The sequence below is a fragment of the Ruegeria sp. CDSA020 genome, assembly GCF_059612345.1.
The window spans coordinates 270966-287552 of sequence record NZ_JBXWQK010000005.1 but is presented as its reverse complement, the minus strand read 5'-3'; the positions used below and the strand labels follow the sequence as shown (position 1 = coordinate 287552).

Sequence of the window (16587 nt, the reverse complement as noted above, 5' to 3'; positions counted from 1 at the left end):
CAACCGGTTGCAAAATCAGTATCGTGTGAATCGATTCAACGCAAGGATCAACACACCTTGCCGACCCTTTTCGCCGGAGGAAATGACGTGACCGCTTTGATGGACGGTATCAAAGGAAACCGCTTTGGCGTCTTGGGTCGTGCGGGCATGGACCTGTTTGCCGATCCCATCGGCGAGAAAAGTGAGGATGCCGACGCGTTCCGGGCCGATCTGGGCGGTTCATCGGCAAATATATGTGTGGGTCTGGTCAAGCTGGGCAGTCAAGCGTCGCTGATCACCTCGGTATCAGACGACGCGGTCGCGCGGTTCTGCCTGAACCGGCTGGCGCATTACGGCGTCGATACGTCCAACATACGGGTTGTAAGGGGCGAATACCGCATGTCGCTGGCAATCTACGAAAGCCGGACAGAAGATTTCCAGAATGTCATCTACCGCAATGGCGCAGTCGATTTCCAAGTCACCGAAGAGGATATGGACCAGGTCGATTTCAGCTCCTTCTCGGCTGTGATCTCGGCCGGAACCGTCTTTGCGGCCGAGCCTTCGCGCAGCGCCACATTCCGGGCCATCGACACGGCCCGCAAGGCCGGTGTGCCCGTAATATTTGACATAGACTATCGCCCTTACAGTTGGCCCTCACCCGAAGTCGCGTCCGAGGTCCTGTCCCGCGCCGGTGACGCCAGTGATCTGATCGTAGGCAATGACGAAGAATTCGGTTTCATGGCGGGCGGGATAAACAAAGGGTTTGCCAAGGCGCAGGAACTGGCGGCCAAACCAGGCCGCGTGGTGATCTATAAAATGGGTGAAAAAGGCGCCATCACGCTGATGGACGGGCAGGAATTTCAGACAGGCATCTATCCGGTGACTGCCGTCAAGCCGAATGGCGCAGGTGACAGTTTCATGGCCGGGTTACTGGCCTCGGTTGCAGCGGGGTACTCGCTGAAGGACGCGGTGATGCGCGGTTCGGCCTGCGCCTCGATCGTCGTGTCTCAACCCGGCTGCGCGCCCGCTATGCCGACCACCGAACAGCTGGACACGTTTCTGGCCACCCATCCCGGCCCCACGGCATAGGAGATCCCAATGCATATCGCCCCCTATGAGAACCAGAACAAACCCATCGTGGATGCCGATGACCCAATGGTGCCCCTGAACTATTTCAACATCGTCAAACTGAAACAGGGCGAGGCGTTCGAATATCAAGTGCCGGGGTATGAGACCTGCATCGTCCCGGCCACAGGTACAGTCGATGTGGATGTCGAAGGCGTGCAATTTGCCATGCTGGGCAACCGAGGAGAGGATGTCTGGGATGGAGAGCCAGAGGGCGTTTATGCACCCGTTGGCGCCAAGGTGCAGATCGTCTGCGCCTCGGACCACTCCGAAGTCTTCATCGCGGGCGCCAGATACGACAAAGTGCTGGACCCGTTCGATGTCCGCCAGCACGATCTGGTGCAATACGGCAGCGACGACACCAAAACCCACCGCAAGATCAAGCACATCCTGGGCCAGAAACAGCATGACAAGGTGGGCCGTCTGCTGGTGAGTGAGCTGTTCACCGTGGGTCAGGGCGGCTGGTCGGGATTTCCCAGCCACAAACACGATACCAACCGCCTGCCGGATGAGACCCGCCATGACGAGACCTATAATTTCCGTTTCAAACCCAACTGGGGCTCTGGCCTACAGATGCTGCAGCGCGAGGATAACGAACCGGGCGACGCCTATCATATCATGGACGGATCGACCGTCTGTATCGACAAGGGTTATCACCCCTGCTGCGTCCTGCCGGGGTATGAGATGTATTATTTCACGATCCTCGGCGGCCTGACCCAACGCTCGCTAGTCCAGTATTTCCAACCCACCCATGCCTATCAGATCGAAACCATACCGGGCATCAAAGACATGATTGCAAAATTCAAATGACCCTCGCCACACTGAAAGACGTTCTGCAACCGGCTTATGAACAAGGCTATGCCGTGGGCGGCCTGGTCACGTTAGGATGGGAGGATATGCGCGCCTATGTGGCCGCAGCCGAAGCCGAAAACGCGCCTCTGATTCTGCAGGCCGGACCCAGTTGCCGCGAGCACACCCCCCTGCCCGTTCTGGGCAAGATGTTCCGCTATCTGGCCGAAAACGCCTCTGTCCCCGTCGTCGCCCACCTGGACCATGGGTACACCTTCGAGGACTGCAAAATCGCGTTGGACAGCGGCTTTACCTCGCTGATGTTCGACGGGTCGCGTAAGCCATTGCAGCAAAACATCGATGAGACCGCGGCCATTGCCGAAATGGCCCATGCGGCAGGGATTTCATGCGAGGGAGAGATCGGCTTTGTGGGGTATTCCGGTGGCGAAGGCTCAAATGGTACCGACCCCGAGGAAGCCGCGAAGTTTGCACGCGAAAGCGGCGTCGACGCGATGGCGATTTCGGTTGGCAATGTTCACTTGCAGCAAAACAAAGAAGGTGGCCTGGATGAGGCGCGTATCGCCGAAATCGATGCCGTGACCGAAGTGCCTTTGGTCATTCATGGCGGGTCCGGTGTGCCGGTAGAGCAGCGTATGAAGCTGGCGCGCGAGACCTCGATCTGCAAGTTCAACATAGGAACCGAGCTGCGTATGGCATTCGGAAATGCCATGCGTGAAGCCGTCAATCGTGATCCTGAACGGTTTGACCGCGTCACGATCCTGAAGGAAACGCACGACCCGGTTGAGGCAGCTGCCCGCACCGTGATCCGTGCCTTTGGCGCCCCGCCGCAGCATTAGGGCGTCAAGTTACCAGTCGACCGGAAGCGCATCGCCAAGCGGCATCACCTCAGATCGAGCCGCCTTCGACCATGAAGTTCCCCGCGCTGCACATGGCCGCGTCGTCTGAGGCCAGAAACAGGACCATGCGCGCCACATAGACCGGCTCAATCGGGTCCGGCAGACATTGACGATCCACCTGCTTGGCCAGCGCCTCGGGTGTCACCCATAACTCTTTTTGCCTCTCCGTCATGATCCAGCCCGGAACTACTGTGTTCACCCTGATGCGATGGTCGCCCAACTCGCGCGCCATGGTACGGGTTAGGCCATGAACGGCAGATTTGGCGGTGGCATAGGCCGGGAATCCTGCCCCGCATTCCCACCAGGAATTCGATCCCAGATTGACGATGGCCCCCTTGCCCTTAGCGATCATGCCCGGGGCCACCGACTGGATGGCAAAGAACATATGGCGGATATTGGTGGCCATTCGGTCATCCCAATACTCCGGCGTTACCTCGCGCCAGTCGTGGCGTTCGTCATGGGCAGCGTTGTTGACCAGAACATCCGCCTCGCCCAGCGTGGCGACCAGCCGCTCGAACGCGGCCTGCAATGCCTCAATGTCGCGCAGATCGCATTGGGCAAAGGCATGCTGCCCGTCCAGTTCCGCCAATAGCGCTTGGCCCGCATCTGCGTTCAGATCAACAAACCCGACCCTGGCCCCCTGGGCGGCAAAGGCGCGAACCGTTTCGGCGCCGATCCCCCCGGCCCCGCCGGTGATAAAAACTGTTTTTCCCGCAAGACCGGGGTAATTCGCAAAATTCGCGCTCATGCGTCACGCTCCATGATCCATTCAACTTCGGGGGCGGCAACAAAGCGCCATTTCCGCAATGGGCCGGCCATGACGTTCAGATAGTACATCTCAAACCCATAGGGCGCACCGCAGGGATGATGCCCGCGCGGGACGATCACGACATCGCCATCAGATACAGCCATAGCCTCGTCCAGATCGCCATCATCGGTATAGACCCGCTGAATGCCGAACCCGTACGAGGGGTTCAGACGGTGGTAATAGGTCTCTTCGAGATAAGTGATGCGAGGAAAGTCATCCTCATCATGGCGATGGCTGGGGTAGGAGGACCAGTGGCCATTGGGCGTGAAGACCTCGGTCACCAGCAGGCTGTCAGCGACGTCTTCGGCCTCCATCGCGATATTGTTGATATAGCGGGTATTCACACCCTTCCCGCGTTCGGTCAGTGTGATGCCACCCGGCCCGATCCGTCGCGCCGGATGGCCACCTTTGCCGGGGGCCGAACACACGGCCACAACACAATCGGTTTCCGCCACAGCCTGCCAATCGGTTCCGTTGGGCAGGTACAGACAATGCGGCGGCGTCTTTTCAAAGACATCCATGCGGTCACCCAGCACACCCCAATCCTGCCCGGCCCCGGTGATATGCGCCTTGCCCTCGACCATGACCAGGATGACCTCATTGTCACCGGTTTCTTCGGCCGCCCTGTCGCCTGCGCGTAGGTGGTAAAGACCGAACCCGACATAGCGCCATCCCGCAGAGGCAGGGGTGATGTCATGCACCTTGCCATAGGGGCCGCGTGGTTTCCTGAGCAGGTTGGCCATGGGGCCTCCTTTCTGGGCGCGCCGGCCCGGTTCGTAACGTCAGGCGGATTGTCGGGTTTTCAACGCCGAAAGTGCCGAGGTCAGTTGCTCTGGCGTCCATTCTTCGGCGACCGCACGCCGCAAGATATCCGCCTGGCTTTCCGGCGCATTACCACCAATCGGGGGATCTGTGTCCAGATTTGTCGGAAACGGATAGCCTTCGGCCGTCGCCGCGATGGCCGCGTCCAGCTCGGACCCAGTCAGCTCGCCGCTTTGCTTCAGGGCCACCAGTGACGGCAGCACGGCCTGCGCCATGGACCGGCGGTCGATGGCCTCCATCGCACGACCAAAAGCGGATGAGATCTGCAACAAGTTCGCCATACGGTCGATATCCGTGCTGCGGTTCTCGCCGGCCGAGTGGAACAGCGCGGGGTTGAAGAATACCGCGTCGCCTTTGTTCAACGGCACCTGAACATAGCTCTTCTCAAAGTGGTCCCTGTGCGCGGGGTCGTGAAAGCCAATATATCCGGCTGGATATAGCTGTGAAAACGGCAACAGTTTGGTGGGCCCGCTTTCCACCGGCATGTCACAATGGGCCACTGCCCCCTGCAAGGTCAGCGCCGCCGTCAGCAGATGTGCATGCACCGGATACCGGGCAGCGCTTTCAGCGGTCTGAAAGCCCAGATGGTAGTCCCTATGCGCCTGCTGTGCCTTGCCGCCGGGGCGGACCTGATTGACCTGAGCCGTGACCTGATAGTTCGGCCCCAGCCATGCCTCGCAGGCGGTGGCAACAGCAGCGTTGCCGAAGTATTTTGAGAAACCTTCCGGATCGCGCAGGCAGTGCTTTTGCAGCGCATTCCAGATCCGGTCATTCGCTCCCGAGGCGGCAAAATGATCACCCTCGCCTTCGCCGCTTTGGCGTTCCTCGTCGATGATCTGCCGAAAAACCTCGGTCGCCCGGTCGATCACCGACAGATCCTGATAGGCCCATTTCAGCGCGATCACCCCGGCGGATTGGTTCAGCACATGGCCCCATTCCGCCATCAAAGCGCGCCGTTGCCCTGTATCTTCCAGCGCGGGACGCAGGGCATTCATGTCATAGACGGGGACGTTCTTTTCGATCATCGCGGCCTGCGGAACCATGTCCGAGGTCAGTTTCCGAGAGGTCAACACCTTGAATTCGTCCAGATCACAGGATTCCCGGTCAAAATACCCGACATATCCAATTCTTTGACTTACCATGATTTTCTCCTTCTTCATGGCCTTGGTGTTGCCCCTTGGGGCGGTTTGTTAGTTGGTGATCTCCAATCTTGCCTGAGCGCAGACATCGACAATGTGGTCGTAACCCATCTTGGAATACTCTTGGGGTGGGGCCTTGGCGGGGTCCTGTTCGGCCTCGACCACGATCCAGCCGCTATAACCCATAGATTTCAACGCATTCGCCACGGCTTGAAAATCAATGCAACCATCGCCAGGCACGGTGAACGCGCCCGCGACGACAGCATCCAGGAAACTGCGGTTATTCTCGCGCACATCCTGGACAACGGCCGGGCGGATGTCCTTGAAATGCACATGGCGCACCCGGTCGCCCCACCGATTGAGCGTCGCCATTACATTGCCCCCACCAAACAGCAAGTGGCCGGTATCAAAGCACAAGCCAACCTCGGGGCCCGACCCTTCCATCAACCAGTTCACATCATCTTCGCTTTCGATGATCGTGCCCATGTGGTGGTGATAGGCCATCGGCATGCCCTGGTCGGCCATCCATTTGGCCAGCTCGGTGATTTTGGCGGCATAGGCCAGTATCTCGTCTTTCGACAGTTTCACCCGGTCATTGACCGGTATATCGATCTGCCCCTGCACCGTGTTCGAGCATTCGGCATAGACGATGCACGGGCTGTTGAGCGCTACGAATTGTTCGACCTGCGCGCGCACAGCCTCGCGCTCGGCGGCAAAATCGTTAACCAGAGAAGCCCCAGAACACCAACCGCCACACAGGGCGATATCATTGGTGTCGAGATATGTGCGCAGACCTTCGGTATCGCCGGGCATCCGCTGACCGCGTTCGACGCCGGTATAGCCGATCTCGCGCGCCTCTTTCAGGGCCTGTTCCATCGTGTAAGCCGCGGTCAGGTCCGGCAGATCATCATTCTGCCATGCAATCGGAGAGATGCCGATCTTCACGCTCATTTCGTGTTTCTTTCCTTGATGGCAACCTCATAGGCTGCGCGCTTTTCATTCACTTCCGGGCGGATGCTGACTTCGGGCACGGCCACTTCCCACCAGGTGCCGCCATATTCGGTCGACGGGTACGGATCGGTGTCTATGACGACCACATAGGGGCCGGTGACCTCGCCACGTTTGGCCAATGCCTGCTCCAGCTCAACGATCGAGCCCACCTTGACCGAGGTCGCCCCCATCGCCGCCGCATGCGCAGCGAAGTCTATGGCCGAGGGCGTTTCGTGCACCGCGTGATCCAGCAAATTGTTAAACTCGGCCCCGCCAGTGCCCATTTGCAGACGGTTGATGCAGCCAAAGCCCCGATTGTCGGTGATCACCACTGTGAAAGAGACCCCCATCATCGCCGCCGTCGCCATTTCGGAATTCGCCATCATATAGGTGCCGTCACCGGTAAAGCAGATGACGTCGCGATCAGGCTGGGCCATCTTGATGCCCATTGCACCGGCGATTTCATAGCCCATGCAACTGAACCCGTATTCCATGTGATAGGCACCGGGGCGGGGCGCTTTCCACAGCTTGTGCAGCTCACCCGGCATCGTGCCCGCGGCGCACATGACTACCGTGTTATTGTCCGAGGCGCGTTGCACCGAACCCACCACCTGCATATCCGTAGGCAACGCGTTTCCGTCACCGGGTGCGTCGGTCAGTGCATCCACCTTGCCAAACCAATCTGCCTTCAGCGTGTCCGCCACCGGGTCGGCCCGGTAGCCGTGCAAGGCTTCGCCAAGTTCCTCTAACCCGACACGCGCATCGCTTTGCAGCGGCATTGCGCCGTGTTTTTCGGCGTCATAGGCGGCTGTGTTCAGGCAGATCATCTCGCGGTTCGGATTGGAAAACAGCCCCCAGGACCCGGTGGTAAAGTCCTGCAACCGCGTCCCAACAGCAAGCACCAGATCGGCCTCGGCGCAGGTGGCGTTGGCCGGTTCACCACCGGTTACACCAACCGGACCAAGGTTCAACGGATGATCCCAGGCCAGCGCTGATTTCCCGGCCTGCGTCTCGGTGATCGGGATATTGTGGGATTCCACAAAGCTCTGCAGAACATCCGTCGCTCCGGAGTAATGCACGCCACCTCCGGAAACGATAACGGGACGTTTGGCTGATCTGATCGCAGCCACCGCACGGGCCAACTCCGCCTCATCCGGGCGAATGCGGCGCTGATACCAGACCCTCGGCTCGAAGAAACCCTCGGGATAGTCATAGGCTTCGGCCTGAACATCCTGGCAAAAGGCCAACGTCACAGGCCCGCAATCGGCCGGGTCGGTCATGGTGCGAAAGGCGCGGGGCAAGGCCGTCAACAGATGTTCAGGCCGCGAGATGCGATCATAGTACCGGCTGACCGGGCGAAAACAGTCATTGGCACTAACCGTACCATCACCAAAGCTTTCGATCTGTTGCAACACAGGGTCAGGCCCGCGGGTGGCAAACACATCGCCGGGGATAATCAGAACCGGCAACCTATTCACATGCGCCAACGCCGCCGCAGTGACCATATTGGTGGCCCCCGGTCCAATGGATGAGGTCACCGCCATCGCCCGCGTCCGCCGCATCTGCTTGGCATAGGCAATCGCGCAATGTGCCATTGTCTGTTCATTTTGCCCGCGATAGGTTGGCAGGCTGTCTTTCGCGCCGTGCAGCGCTTCGCCCAGCCCGGCCACATTGCCATGGCCAAAGATGGCCCAGACACCGGCGATAAAGGGTTCACCCGCTTCGTTCATCTGCGCGCCCAGATAGCGCACCAAAGCTTGCGCTGCGGTCAGTCGGACTGTGTTGCCCATAGTGATACCTTTCAACACAAGGCCATCTCGGCCATTCCTGCAATTTCGAAATTAGCGGGCCTGTGGCCCAGACGGGGGAACGGTTAAACCGTTCCGCCCAAAGAGCCTTCCAGCTGGGCCATTTCCTGACCTCCGGCCATCAGGTCCTGCAATTCCTCGGGTGTGATCTCTCCACGTGTGGCCGTGCCCAGCGTCTTGCCACGATTGAGCACGGTAAAGCGATCACCCACTGCCAGCGCATGGCGCACGTTATGGCTGATAAACACCACACCCACGCCCTGATTACGCACCTTGTCGATGGTTGCCAAAACATTCGATGTCTGACGTACCCCAAGTGCCGAGGTCGGTTCGTCCAGGATCAGGACCTTGGCCCCGAAGTAAACCGCGCGAGCAATGGCAACTGTCTGGCGCTCACCTCCTGACAAGGTTCCAACGGCCTGATCCGGCCCGCGCAGATTGATACCCATCTTGCGCATCTCGGCCATACAGACCTCATTGGCCTGGTCGATATCGAACCGTTTCAGCAATCCCTTGCCCTTAGTCGGTTCGCGGCCCATGAAGAAATTCCGCGTCACACTCATCAGCGGGATCATCGCCAGATCCTGAAACACGGTCGCAATGCCCGCCTCCATCGCATCGCGTGGCGTGTCAAATTGCAGCGGTTTGCCTTCGAAAAAGATCTCGCCCTTGGTGGGTTTGTGAACTCCGGACATGGTCTTGATGAAGGTCGACTTTCCGGCACCGTTGTCGCCCAGCAGGCAGTGGCATTCGCCAGGCCTGACGTCAAAGCTGACGCCTGCCAGGGCAATAATGTTACCAAAATGCTTTTCGATATTCTTCATTTGCACGATCGGCGCGACATCCTTTACCGCATCCCCGTGATGGAACTTGCTGTCTTCAGTCATATCAGCGCTCCCCGGTTACGCGTTTGCGGATGGCGTTGTTGAACAATACCGCGATCAGAAGCATTGCGCCCAGGAACACCTGGAACCAGTCCTGATCGAAATCCGTGTAAGTCAGCCCGATGACCACCATGCCAAAGATGATCGCGCCAAAGAACGCCCCGATGGCCGATCCATAGCCACCGGTCAGCAGACAACCTCCGATCACCGCCGCAATGATGGCCTCAAACTCTTTCTGGAAGCCACGGCGCGCATCGGTCGATCCTGCGTCGATCACGGTGATGATTGCAACCAGCGCCGCGCAGCAGGCGGTTAGCATGAACAAGGACACTTTGATGCGGCTCACCGGCACGCCCGAGTTCGAAGCCGCATTGCTGTCGCCACCGGCCGCGAAAATCCAGTTTCCGGCAGGGGTCCGCAGCAGAACATAGGTCGCCGCAAGGGCCAGAACGATGAACCACAAAATCTCAACCGGAATGCCCGGTACTTTCGGCGCCCCGTTTTTGAATGTGTCGATCAATCCGTTTGCAGCCAGCCAGGCAAACAAACCGGCAAAAGCTTCGCCCGAGAAGAACGGGGCCAGCCAGTCGTTTTCGACTACATCGCGCACGCCACGCAGCTGGGTTGACCCGCCAGTGGCTGCTTTGAGACCCACCAGTGAGAGACCGCGCAGAATGAAAAGGAAAGCCAGAGTTACAATAAAAGAAGGCAAGCCTGACCGTATGACGATATTGCCGTTCACCGCCCCAACAAAGGCCGCAAAAACAAATGTCATCGGGATCGCAATGATCAGAGGTAACTGCCAAGTCACCACGCAGACACCAAAGAACAGGCCTGCAAAGGCAACCATCGAACCGATCGACAGGTCAAACTCACCCCCGATCATCAGCAGCGCCGCTCCGATAGCCAGGATACCCAGCTGTGCCGCGGGCGTCATGAAGTTCATAACTCCAGCCAGCGTGAACATGGAATCGTCTGCCGTGAGCGCGAAGAAAATGACCACCAGGACCACACCGGCCATGGCACCAAGCTCTGGACGTTTCATCAGCTTGGTCAGAAACGGTTCTTTCTTTACGCGTTCGTCCGTAGTGACGGGCGCTGACTCACTCATGTTTCCCTCCCAATTCGGTTGAAACGGCGCACCTGGCGCCGTTTCTGTTTTTCACTGTCCCAATCGGATCAGCGGATACCCTGTGCCGACAGGTCGATAACCTGAGCTGCCTTGTCCTGTGTGATCAGGTTCGGACCCGATGGCACGTTGCCACCTGGCATCAGGCCGTATTTGGCATGCAGGCCCATGAAGTTCACAGACAGATAGCCCTGCAGATACTGCTGCTGGTCGATGGCAAATGCCGCATCTCCATCGGCGATGGACTGCAGGAAGTTCGCAGACAGGTCGAACGAGGCTACGTTCACATCACGGCCCGATGCTTTCACAGCCGCTACCGTGGGTTCACCAGCCGAACTTGCACCCAGCGCCATGACTGTGTCGACAGCGTCATTCGCGGCCAGAGCGGCCGAGACCTTCGCTTCGATTTCTGAAGGATCGTTCGAGGTTGGCAGAACTTCGACGCTGCCACCAAAGCCTTCGGCAAAACCGGCGCAACGCAGGTCAAGCGCCACGTTTCCGACTTCGTGGTTCACACAGATCGCATTCGCGCCACCCATCGAAGCCAGCTTTTCGCCTGCGGCCTTGCCCGCATCAAACTCGTCCTGACCGACATGCAGCAATGCGCCCAGCTGTTTGGACACGTCCGAACCCGAGTTGATCGAGATCACTGGAATTCCGGCAGCAACAGCACGTTCGATTGACGGGCCAAGCGCATCGGCATCCGGGATCGAGACAATCAACCCGTCCGGTTCCTGGTTCACGGCGGCGTCGATCAGCTGTGACATCGCAACCATGTCAAAGGTCTCGGGTGCGCGGTATTCCACGTTCACGCCGACATCCTTGCCCGCTTGCTCAACGCCGTTTTTCACGACGTTCCAGAAGGCGTCATTGGCCTGACCATGAGACACAACGACGATCTCCTGCGCGAATGCAGGCGTGGCCATCGCCAGTGCACCAGCTGCCAGTGCGCCTTTAAAGAAATTATTCATATGGTTTCTCCTCCCGTTTGAACAGTGTGTTGGGGTCTTGGCCCCAATCTTCCGATTAAACCGAATCTTCTTCGCCCCGATCCGGGGCGAAGCTGCCCCAAGTTTCCGCATATCCGATCATTTTGCAACCGGTTTCAAAACTTTGGCCAAAACCATCGACTGTCCGGACTGCGCAGAACGGGTTGCGGCCTCGGCCATAGCAAGCGCGGCGACACCGTCGTCCAGAGTTACAGGCACCCCTGATCCAGAATTTACTGACCTAACGAATGCATCCCATTCTGCGCGATAGGCAGACATGTAGCGTTCAAGGAAAAAGTAAGTAGGCTTGGCACCGGTCACGCCATTCGAAGTTGACTTAACCACTGAGTTTTCAAGGATATTTTGCGCCTGAAGCATCCCTTCTGATCCCAGCAATTCGACCCTCTGATCATACCCATAAGCCGCGCGCCGAGAGTTTTTGATCACAGCGATCCGGCCATCTGCATAAGTCATTGTCACGACCGCCGTGTCCACATCACCTACGGCACCGATTTCGGGGTCAACAACCGATGTGCCCACTGCCGAGATTACTTCCGGCAGGTCACCCATCAGGAAGTTCGCCATGTCGAAATCATGAATCATCATGTCCCGAAACAGCCCTCCTGATACTTTGACATAGCTCACCGGTGGCGGCGCGGGGTCGAAAGATGTAATGGACAACAACTCGGCCTTGCCGACCTCACCAGCCTCAAACGCGGCCTTCAAAGCAGCAAAATTCGGGTCGAATCGACGATTGAAACCGACCATGACGGGCTGGCCTGTGGCTTTTGCAAAGGATTGACAGGCGACAGCCCTATCAAGGCTCAAATCAACCGGCTTCTCGCACAATACCGCTTTCCCGGCTTGGGTAGCCGCTTCGATCAGGTCGGAATGCGTATCCGTCGGCGTGGCGATCAGCACTGCATTTATCGAAGGATCAGAAATGATCTCTTGTGACTGTCGCGCACTGGCCCCGAATTCCTCAGCCAAACGCGCCGAAGCTTCGGGCAGTGCATCAGACACCGCGCTCAGTTCACTGTAAGGATGCGCCGCAATAGCCTGCGCGTGAACACGCCCAATGCGCCCAGCCCCCAGCAATCCTACTTTTAGCATCCCGCGCCCCCGAATCCCTTTTTTCGACACCACAATGATTCTCTTTGCAACCGGTTGCAAGAATTATTTCACAGTTACGTAAATTCACCCTTGTTTTCGGGTACTCGGCATGTGTGCCCACTGCAGCTGCGGCCGTCCAATTCACAAATATACAGTAACTGGCGCCTCTGACTTAGAACGCAAGCGAAAGGCCGCGCGTCACCCTGAATTCATCTTATTTGGGAAACGCACATTGGCACTGTCAACACCTGCCCAGGCCTACCCTGCTATGGCTTGGATTCATTTCGGTTAACATAAAACCACGCAAGTGTTACACTCGGCGCATTATTAGATTCCAAGATTTATTTGCAGTTTGAGGTATTGTTATGGCCACAAGAATCCGCAAAAACGTTTGGACCCTGCCAGCCAACGACGAAACTCTGATCTGGTATGAGCGTGCTGTCGAAGCTCTCTGGGACCGAGATCTGGAAGACCCGACATCGTGGTTTTTCATGGGCGCAGTTCATGGGCAGCCGCAGAATTTTCCGAACATTCCCGGTTCCGGACAATTCTGGAACCAATGCCAGCACCAAAGCTGGTTCTTCCTGCCCTGGCACCGCGGATATATCACCGCATTTGAGGCCGTCGTCGGCAAAGCCGTCGCCGATCTGGGCGGGCCGCAGGATTGGGCGCTGCCTTATTGGGACTATTCCCAACCCCTGTCAGAAAACCCGAATGCGCGCCGCCTTCCTGTGGCGTTCCGTGAGCCGACCAAGTCAGACGGCACGCGCAACTTCCTGTTTTCCCGCCGACGTGTAGTGGTGAATGGAGATTTCGGATTTCCAGACGACGTGGTGTCGCTGGATGCGTTGGATCATGAAGATTTTACCAATGATACGCCCGGCTTCTCATCAGGGTTTGGTGGCCCGCAAACCGGGTTTCACCCCGGCGGTGGGGACAATGGCGCATTGGAAAGCACGCCCCATAACGATATACACGTTTGGATTGGGGGCTCTGGCGGTTTTATGGCAAATCCGGCCACCGCGGCCTTTGATCCGATTTTCTGGCTGCACCATTGCAACATTGATCGGCTATGGGAAGTCTGGCGCAACGCAGACCCGAGCCATGTCGCCCCACCCTCGCCACTGTGGCGCACTGGCCAGACATTCTCGATGCATGATGGCGATGGCGCGGCATTCACCTTCAACAGCGAAGAAATGCTGGACAGCACAAGCGTCCTGCACGGGTTTCAATATGACGGCGTTCCACCCGCAGTAGAACCCGCCATTCCAGCAGAGGAGTTCGTCATGGCAGGCAAGGAACCCGAGCTTGCCGGCGCAAGCGAAGCTCCGGTCAAGTTGCGTGGTGCAATGACCACTGCCGGCGTAAAGCTCGACACTTCAGTCGCGCTGATTTCCGGCGCCGAGGCCCCCGGCACCACCCGGCGCGTTCACCTGCATCTTGAGGGGATCAAGGGCCGTGGCATGCCCGGATCTTACCGCGTCATGCTGGATCTTCCGGATGACGCTTTGCCGCCAGCGATTATCGGCACCTTGTCGCCTTTTGGCCTTGAACAGGCAAGCAACCCGGACGGCCCACATGGCGGCAGCGGCCTTGCGGTGACTTACGAGATCACAAAGCTGGCCTTTGCACTGGGGCTGAGCCAAGGCGACGCCAACAGGTTGCAAATCCGGTTTCAACGGATGTTTGATGACAGCGAGGCCTTTGGCCAAGTACCTGGGTTGGAACAGATCGCCCCAACAGAACAGCAGCCAGACATTGAGATCGGCCGCATAAACCTTTATTTCGACTGATCGCCCATGGCGTCGGCTACCGGAATAGATCGCCCTCGCCTGTTTGGACGGGCCGATATCGAAATACGCACGACACTTGGCGTGGCCGCGCTTGCATGGCTTTGGCTTGCTTTGGTGCCCGCGCCATCATTGCATTGGCCGGCGATGGTTCTGGCGATGATGCTTCCAACGCTTGTTCCGCAGATCGCCCATGTCCGCGCGCGCAGCTTCGCAGATCGAAGATCACGCGCGGCACTTCTGTTTGTTCTGCCATATCTGTTGGCCTGGCTGGTCGCAGGCGCGCTTGCTGCGTTCCTTCTGGCGCCGGTTCTGCACCAAACCGTGTTTGCGCCGTTGGCTTGCCTGTGCGCCGCAGCATGGCAGTTTAGCCCGCAAAAACGCAGCGCATTAAGGAAATGCCACAGCCGTCCGGTCCTGGCCGCCTTTGGTCCAAGTGCCGACCGCGATGTGCTGATCTTTGGGCTGACCTATGCGCGCGATTGCATCACCTCTTGCTTGCCGATGATGCTTGTCATGCTAGGGACCCACGACTTTGCCGTCATGATCTTTTTGACTGTGATTATCCTGTCGGAGCGCGCCGTTCTTCGCCCCGACCCCCGCGCCAGCGCATTCACCCTGTTGCTGACCGCGCTTGCGCTTACGGCGTTGGCCCATGCGCCCCACCATCTTTTGCTTTTGTATAAGGATATTTGCCATGCAGGAATATGACGCCCTAACAAGGTCCGATGTCTCGCTCGACGGCGATCCGCTAGTCATTGAAGTGGTCTCGGATACACCCCAATCCTTGTCGGCTATTCAAGAACGTGTGGGTAGTGCACTTCCTGATGTTGCCACCAGTACCCAAGCGGTCTTCGACGCAGATGCGGATCGATTTTTCTTTGTTGAATTCCCCGAGATCGATCCAAAAGGCCAAGAGCGTGAGGTTTTTGCATTTGGCCGTGCCCTCCGTATGGCGCTGGACGTAGCCGAGGCCAACCCGGTCTTGCCAGACAGCTTGTACGGGGCTGCACATGTGGGTACGGAAAGCTTTCTCAGTTTCTGCGAAACCAAGCGCGACAACTCTCGGCCCTATGGCTGGCACCACAAACGGATCAAGACACCGCTGGCCTGGCAGCACACCCGGGGTCAGGGTAGCAAAGTCGCGGTGATCGACACGGGCTATTCCGACCATAGCGAACTGGCCGGCGTGATCGAAACCAACGGCATGTGGAATTTTGTCGAAGGGAACGGGGATGCGCGTGACCGGTTTTCAGGCGGCGTCCTAAAACATCCTGGTCATGGCACGCTTGTCACCTCGGTCGTCGGATCGCGGGGCGGGGCCGATATGAATGGCGATACCACCTCGCCGGGGGCGATAACCGGTACGGCCCCTGCGGCCAAGGTTCTGCCAATCCGGGCGATCAAATCGGTGATCGACATGACACAGCTGCGTATTCCTGCGGCAATCTCTCATGCCGTCAGCCAAAACGCCGATGTCATCGTGATGGCGCTTGGCGGGCCGGTACGGGTCTCTTCGACGGAACAGGCGCTGCGCAATGCGGTACAGGCCGGGCTGGTCATCGTCTGCGCTGCGGGCAACTGTTATCCGAACGTGGTCTTTCCCGCCGCCTATGCATCACTGGAAATCTGCACAGCGGTCGCTGCACTGCAGCCCGACAGACGCCCCTGGCGCAAAACTGGGCGTGGCCCCGAGGTCAGCTTTTCGGCCTATGGCGAAAACGTGTGGGGCGCGGCCAAGAACAAGGCGACCGACCCAAACTCGGGTATCCGCGCCAGCCAGGGTACCACGCTTGCCACCTCAATGACTGGAGGCGTTGCAGCGCTGTGGGTCGCACATCACGGCGGTCGGGCGGCGCTGTTGCAAAAGGCCCAGAATGCTGGGACCACCGTTCAGGCGATGTGGTTGCACTGTGCCAAACACGGGATGAACAAGCCAGCCGTCTGGAACGGGGCCACCGATCTTGGCGCGGGCATCATCAACGCTCAGGCGGTCTTGGACGCGCCGCTTCCCACAGGCGCCGAAAGCCCGGCGGCACCCGATCCGAATGCGACCCCAACATTGAACATTCTGGTCTCGCATCTTGCGGGAACAGACAGCACCGCCGCCGAAGAGGTTACCCCTGACATGGCCGATTACGCCAATGAGATCATGTGGCTCAGCTATCGCCGTGGGGCCCGCAAACGCATCGCCGAAAGCGATGGTGGGGCCGAGGCCATGGTTGGCGAAGACGCCCCGACCCCGGGCTTGGACACCGCATTGTCGGACAAACCGGCCCTCAGCGCCTATTTGGGCATGGGATAA

Annotated in this window: 15 protein-coding genes; 6 read left to right on the top strand and 9 right to left on the bottom strand. The window is 58.5% G+C overall.

The genetic code is table 11. The features are described from left to right. Positions 1–99: 99 nt before the first annotated feature. The 3 genes from iolC to AC2FJW_RS10915 are packed head-to-tail and all read left to right on the top strand — an operon-like array spanning position 100 to position 2750. The gene (gene iolC / locus AC2FJW_RS10925; protein ID WP_271948662.1) at positions 100–1068 is read left to right on the top strand and encodes a 5-dehydro-2-deoxygluconokinase; all 969 of its coding nucleotides are present in this window, start codon (positions 100–102) and stop codon (positions 1066–1068) included. Between the two features lie 9 nt (positions 1069–1077). Next, on the top strand, positions 1078–1914 hold the full coding sequence (locus AC2FJW_RS10920) for a 5-deoxy-glucuronate isomerase (RefSeq protein ID WP_496696271.1): 837 nt from the start codon (positions 1078–1080) through the stop codon (positions 1912–1914). Then, positions 1911–2750 (top strand): class II fructose-bisphosphate aldolase, encoded by an 840-nt coding sequence (locus AC2FJW_RS10915; protein ID WP_496696273.1) that lies wholly within the window; start codon positions 1911–1913, stop codon positions 2748–2750. The genes AC2FJW_RS10920 and AC2FJW_RS10915 overlap by 4 nt, the downstream gene beginning before the upstream one ends. Positions 2751–2799: 49 nt before the next feature. Here the strand turns inward: AC2FJW_RS10915 and AC2FJW_RS10910 are convergent, their stop codons facing one another. The 9 genes from AC2FJW_RS10910 to iolG form a co-directional block, all read right to left on the bottom strand. Beyond that, positions 2800–3558 (bottom strand): SDR family NAD(P)-dependent oxidoreductase, encoded by a 759-nt coding sequence (locus AC2FJW_RS10910; RefSeq protein WP_496696275.1) that lies wholly within the window; start codon positions 3556–3558, stop codon positions 2800–2802. Continuing rightward, positions 3555–4361, bottom strand: a complete 807-nt coding sequence (gene iolB, locus AC2FJW_RS10905; protein ID WP_496696277.1) for a 5-deoxy-glucuronate isomerase — start codon at positions 4359–4361, stop codon at positions 3555–3557. Before iolB ends, AC2FJW_RS10910 begins: the two co-directional genes overlap by 4 nt. A gap of 39 nt (positions 4362–4400) precedes the next feature. Next, positions 4401–5582, bottom strand: coding sequence for a phytanoyl-CoA dioxygenase family protein (locus AC2FJW_RS10900; RefSeq protein ID WP_496750074.1), 1182 nt, complete (start codon positions 5580–5582; stop codon positions 4401–4403). A 48-nt stretch (positions 5583–5630) separates the two neighbouring features. Then, positions 5631–6530, bottom strand: a complete 900-nt coding sequence (gene iolE / locus AC2FJW_RS10895) for a myo-inosose-2 dehydratase (RefSeq protein WP_496750073.1) — start codon at positions 6528–6530, stop codon at positions 5631–5633. Further along, a complete protein-coding gene (gene iolD / locus AC2FJW_RS10890) occupies positions 6527–8359 on the bottom strand; it encodes a 3D-(3,5/4)-trihydroxycyclohexane-1,2-dione acylhydrolase (decyclizing) (protein WP_496696283.1) in 1833 nt (610 codons plus the stop codon). Before iolD ends, iolE begins: the two co-directional genes overlap by 4 nt. A gap of 83 nt (positions 8360–8442) precedes the next feature. Beyond that, on the bottom strand, positions 8443–9264 hold the full coding sequence (locus AC2FJW_RS10885) for an ATP-binding cassette domain-containing protein (protein WP_142635708.1): 822 nt from the start codon (positions 9262–9264) through the stop codon (positions 8443–8445). Between the two features lies 1 nt (position 9265). Next, complete coding sequence (locus AC2FJW_RS10880) at positions 9266–10372, bottom strand: ABC transporter permease (RefSeq protein ID WP_142635706.1); 1107 nt, start codon at positions 10370–10372, stop codon at positions 9266–9268. 68 nt (positions 10373–10440) lie between these two features. After that, positions 10441–11361 (bottom strand): sugar ABC transporter substrate-binding protein, encoded by a 921-nt coding sequence (locus AC2FJW_RS10875; RefSeq protein WP_142635704.1) that lies wholly within the window; start codon positions 11359–11361, stop codon positions 10441–10443. A gap of 117 nt (positions 11362–11478) precedes the next feature. Continuing rightward, entirely contained in the window at positions 11479–12492 is a 1014-nt protein-coding gene (gene iolG, locus AC2FJW_RS10870) for an inositol 2-dehydrogenase (protein WP_496696288.1), read from the bottom strand. A 365-nt stretch (positions 12493–12857) separates the two neighbouring features. Here iolG and AC2FJW_RS10865 point away from each other — a divergent pair, with 365 nt between their 5' ends. From AC2FJW_RS10865 to AC2FJW_RS10855, 3 genes are read left to right on the top strand one after another with little or no spacing between them, the layout of a single operon-like run. Then, positions 12858–14285: a tyrosinase family protein gene (locus AC2FJW_RS10865; RefSeq protein WP_496696290.1), complete on the top strand. Its 1428-nt coding sequence runs from the start codon at positions 12858–12860 to the stop codon at positions 14283–14285. A 6-nt stretch (positions 14286–14291) separates the two neighbouring features. Next, the gene (locus AC2FJW_RS10860; RefSeq protein WP_281995353.1) at positions 14292–14993 is read left to right on the top strand and encodes a copper chaperone; all 702 of its coding nucleotides are present in this window, start codon (positions 14292–14294) and stop codon (positions 14991–14993) included. Next, positions 14980–16587: a S8 family peptidase gene (locus AC2FJW_RS10855; RefSeq protein ID WP_496750072.1), complete on the top strand. Its 1608-nt coding sequence runs from the start codon at positions 14980–14982 to the stop codon at positions 16585–16587. The genes AC2FJW_RS10860 and AC2FJW_RS10855 overlap by 14 nt, the downstream gene beginning before the upstream one ends.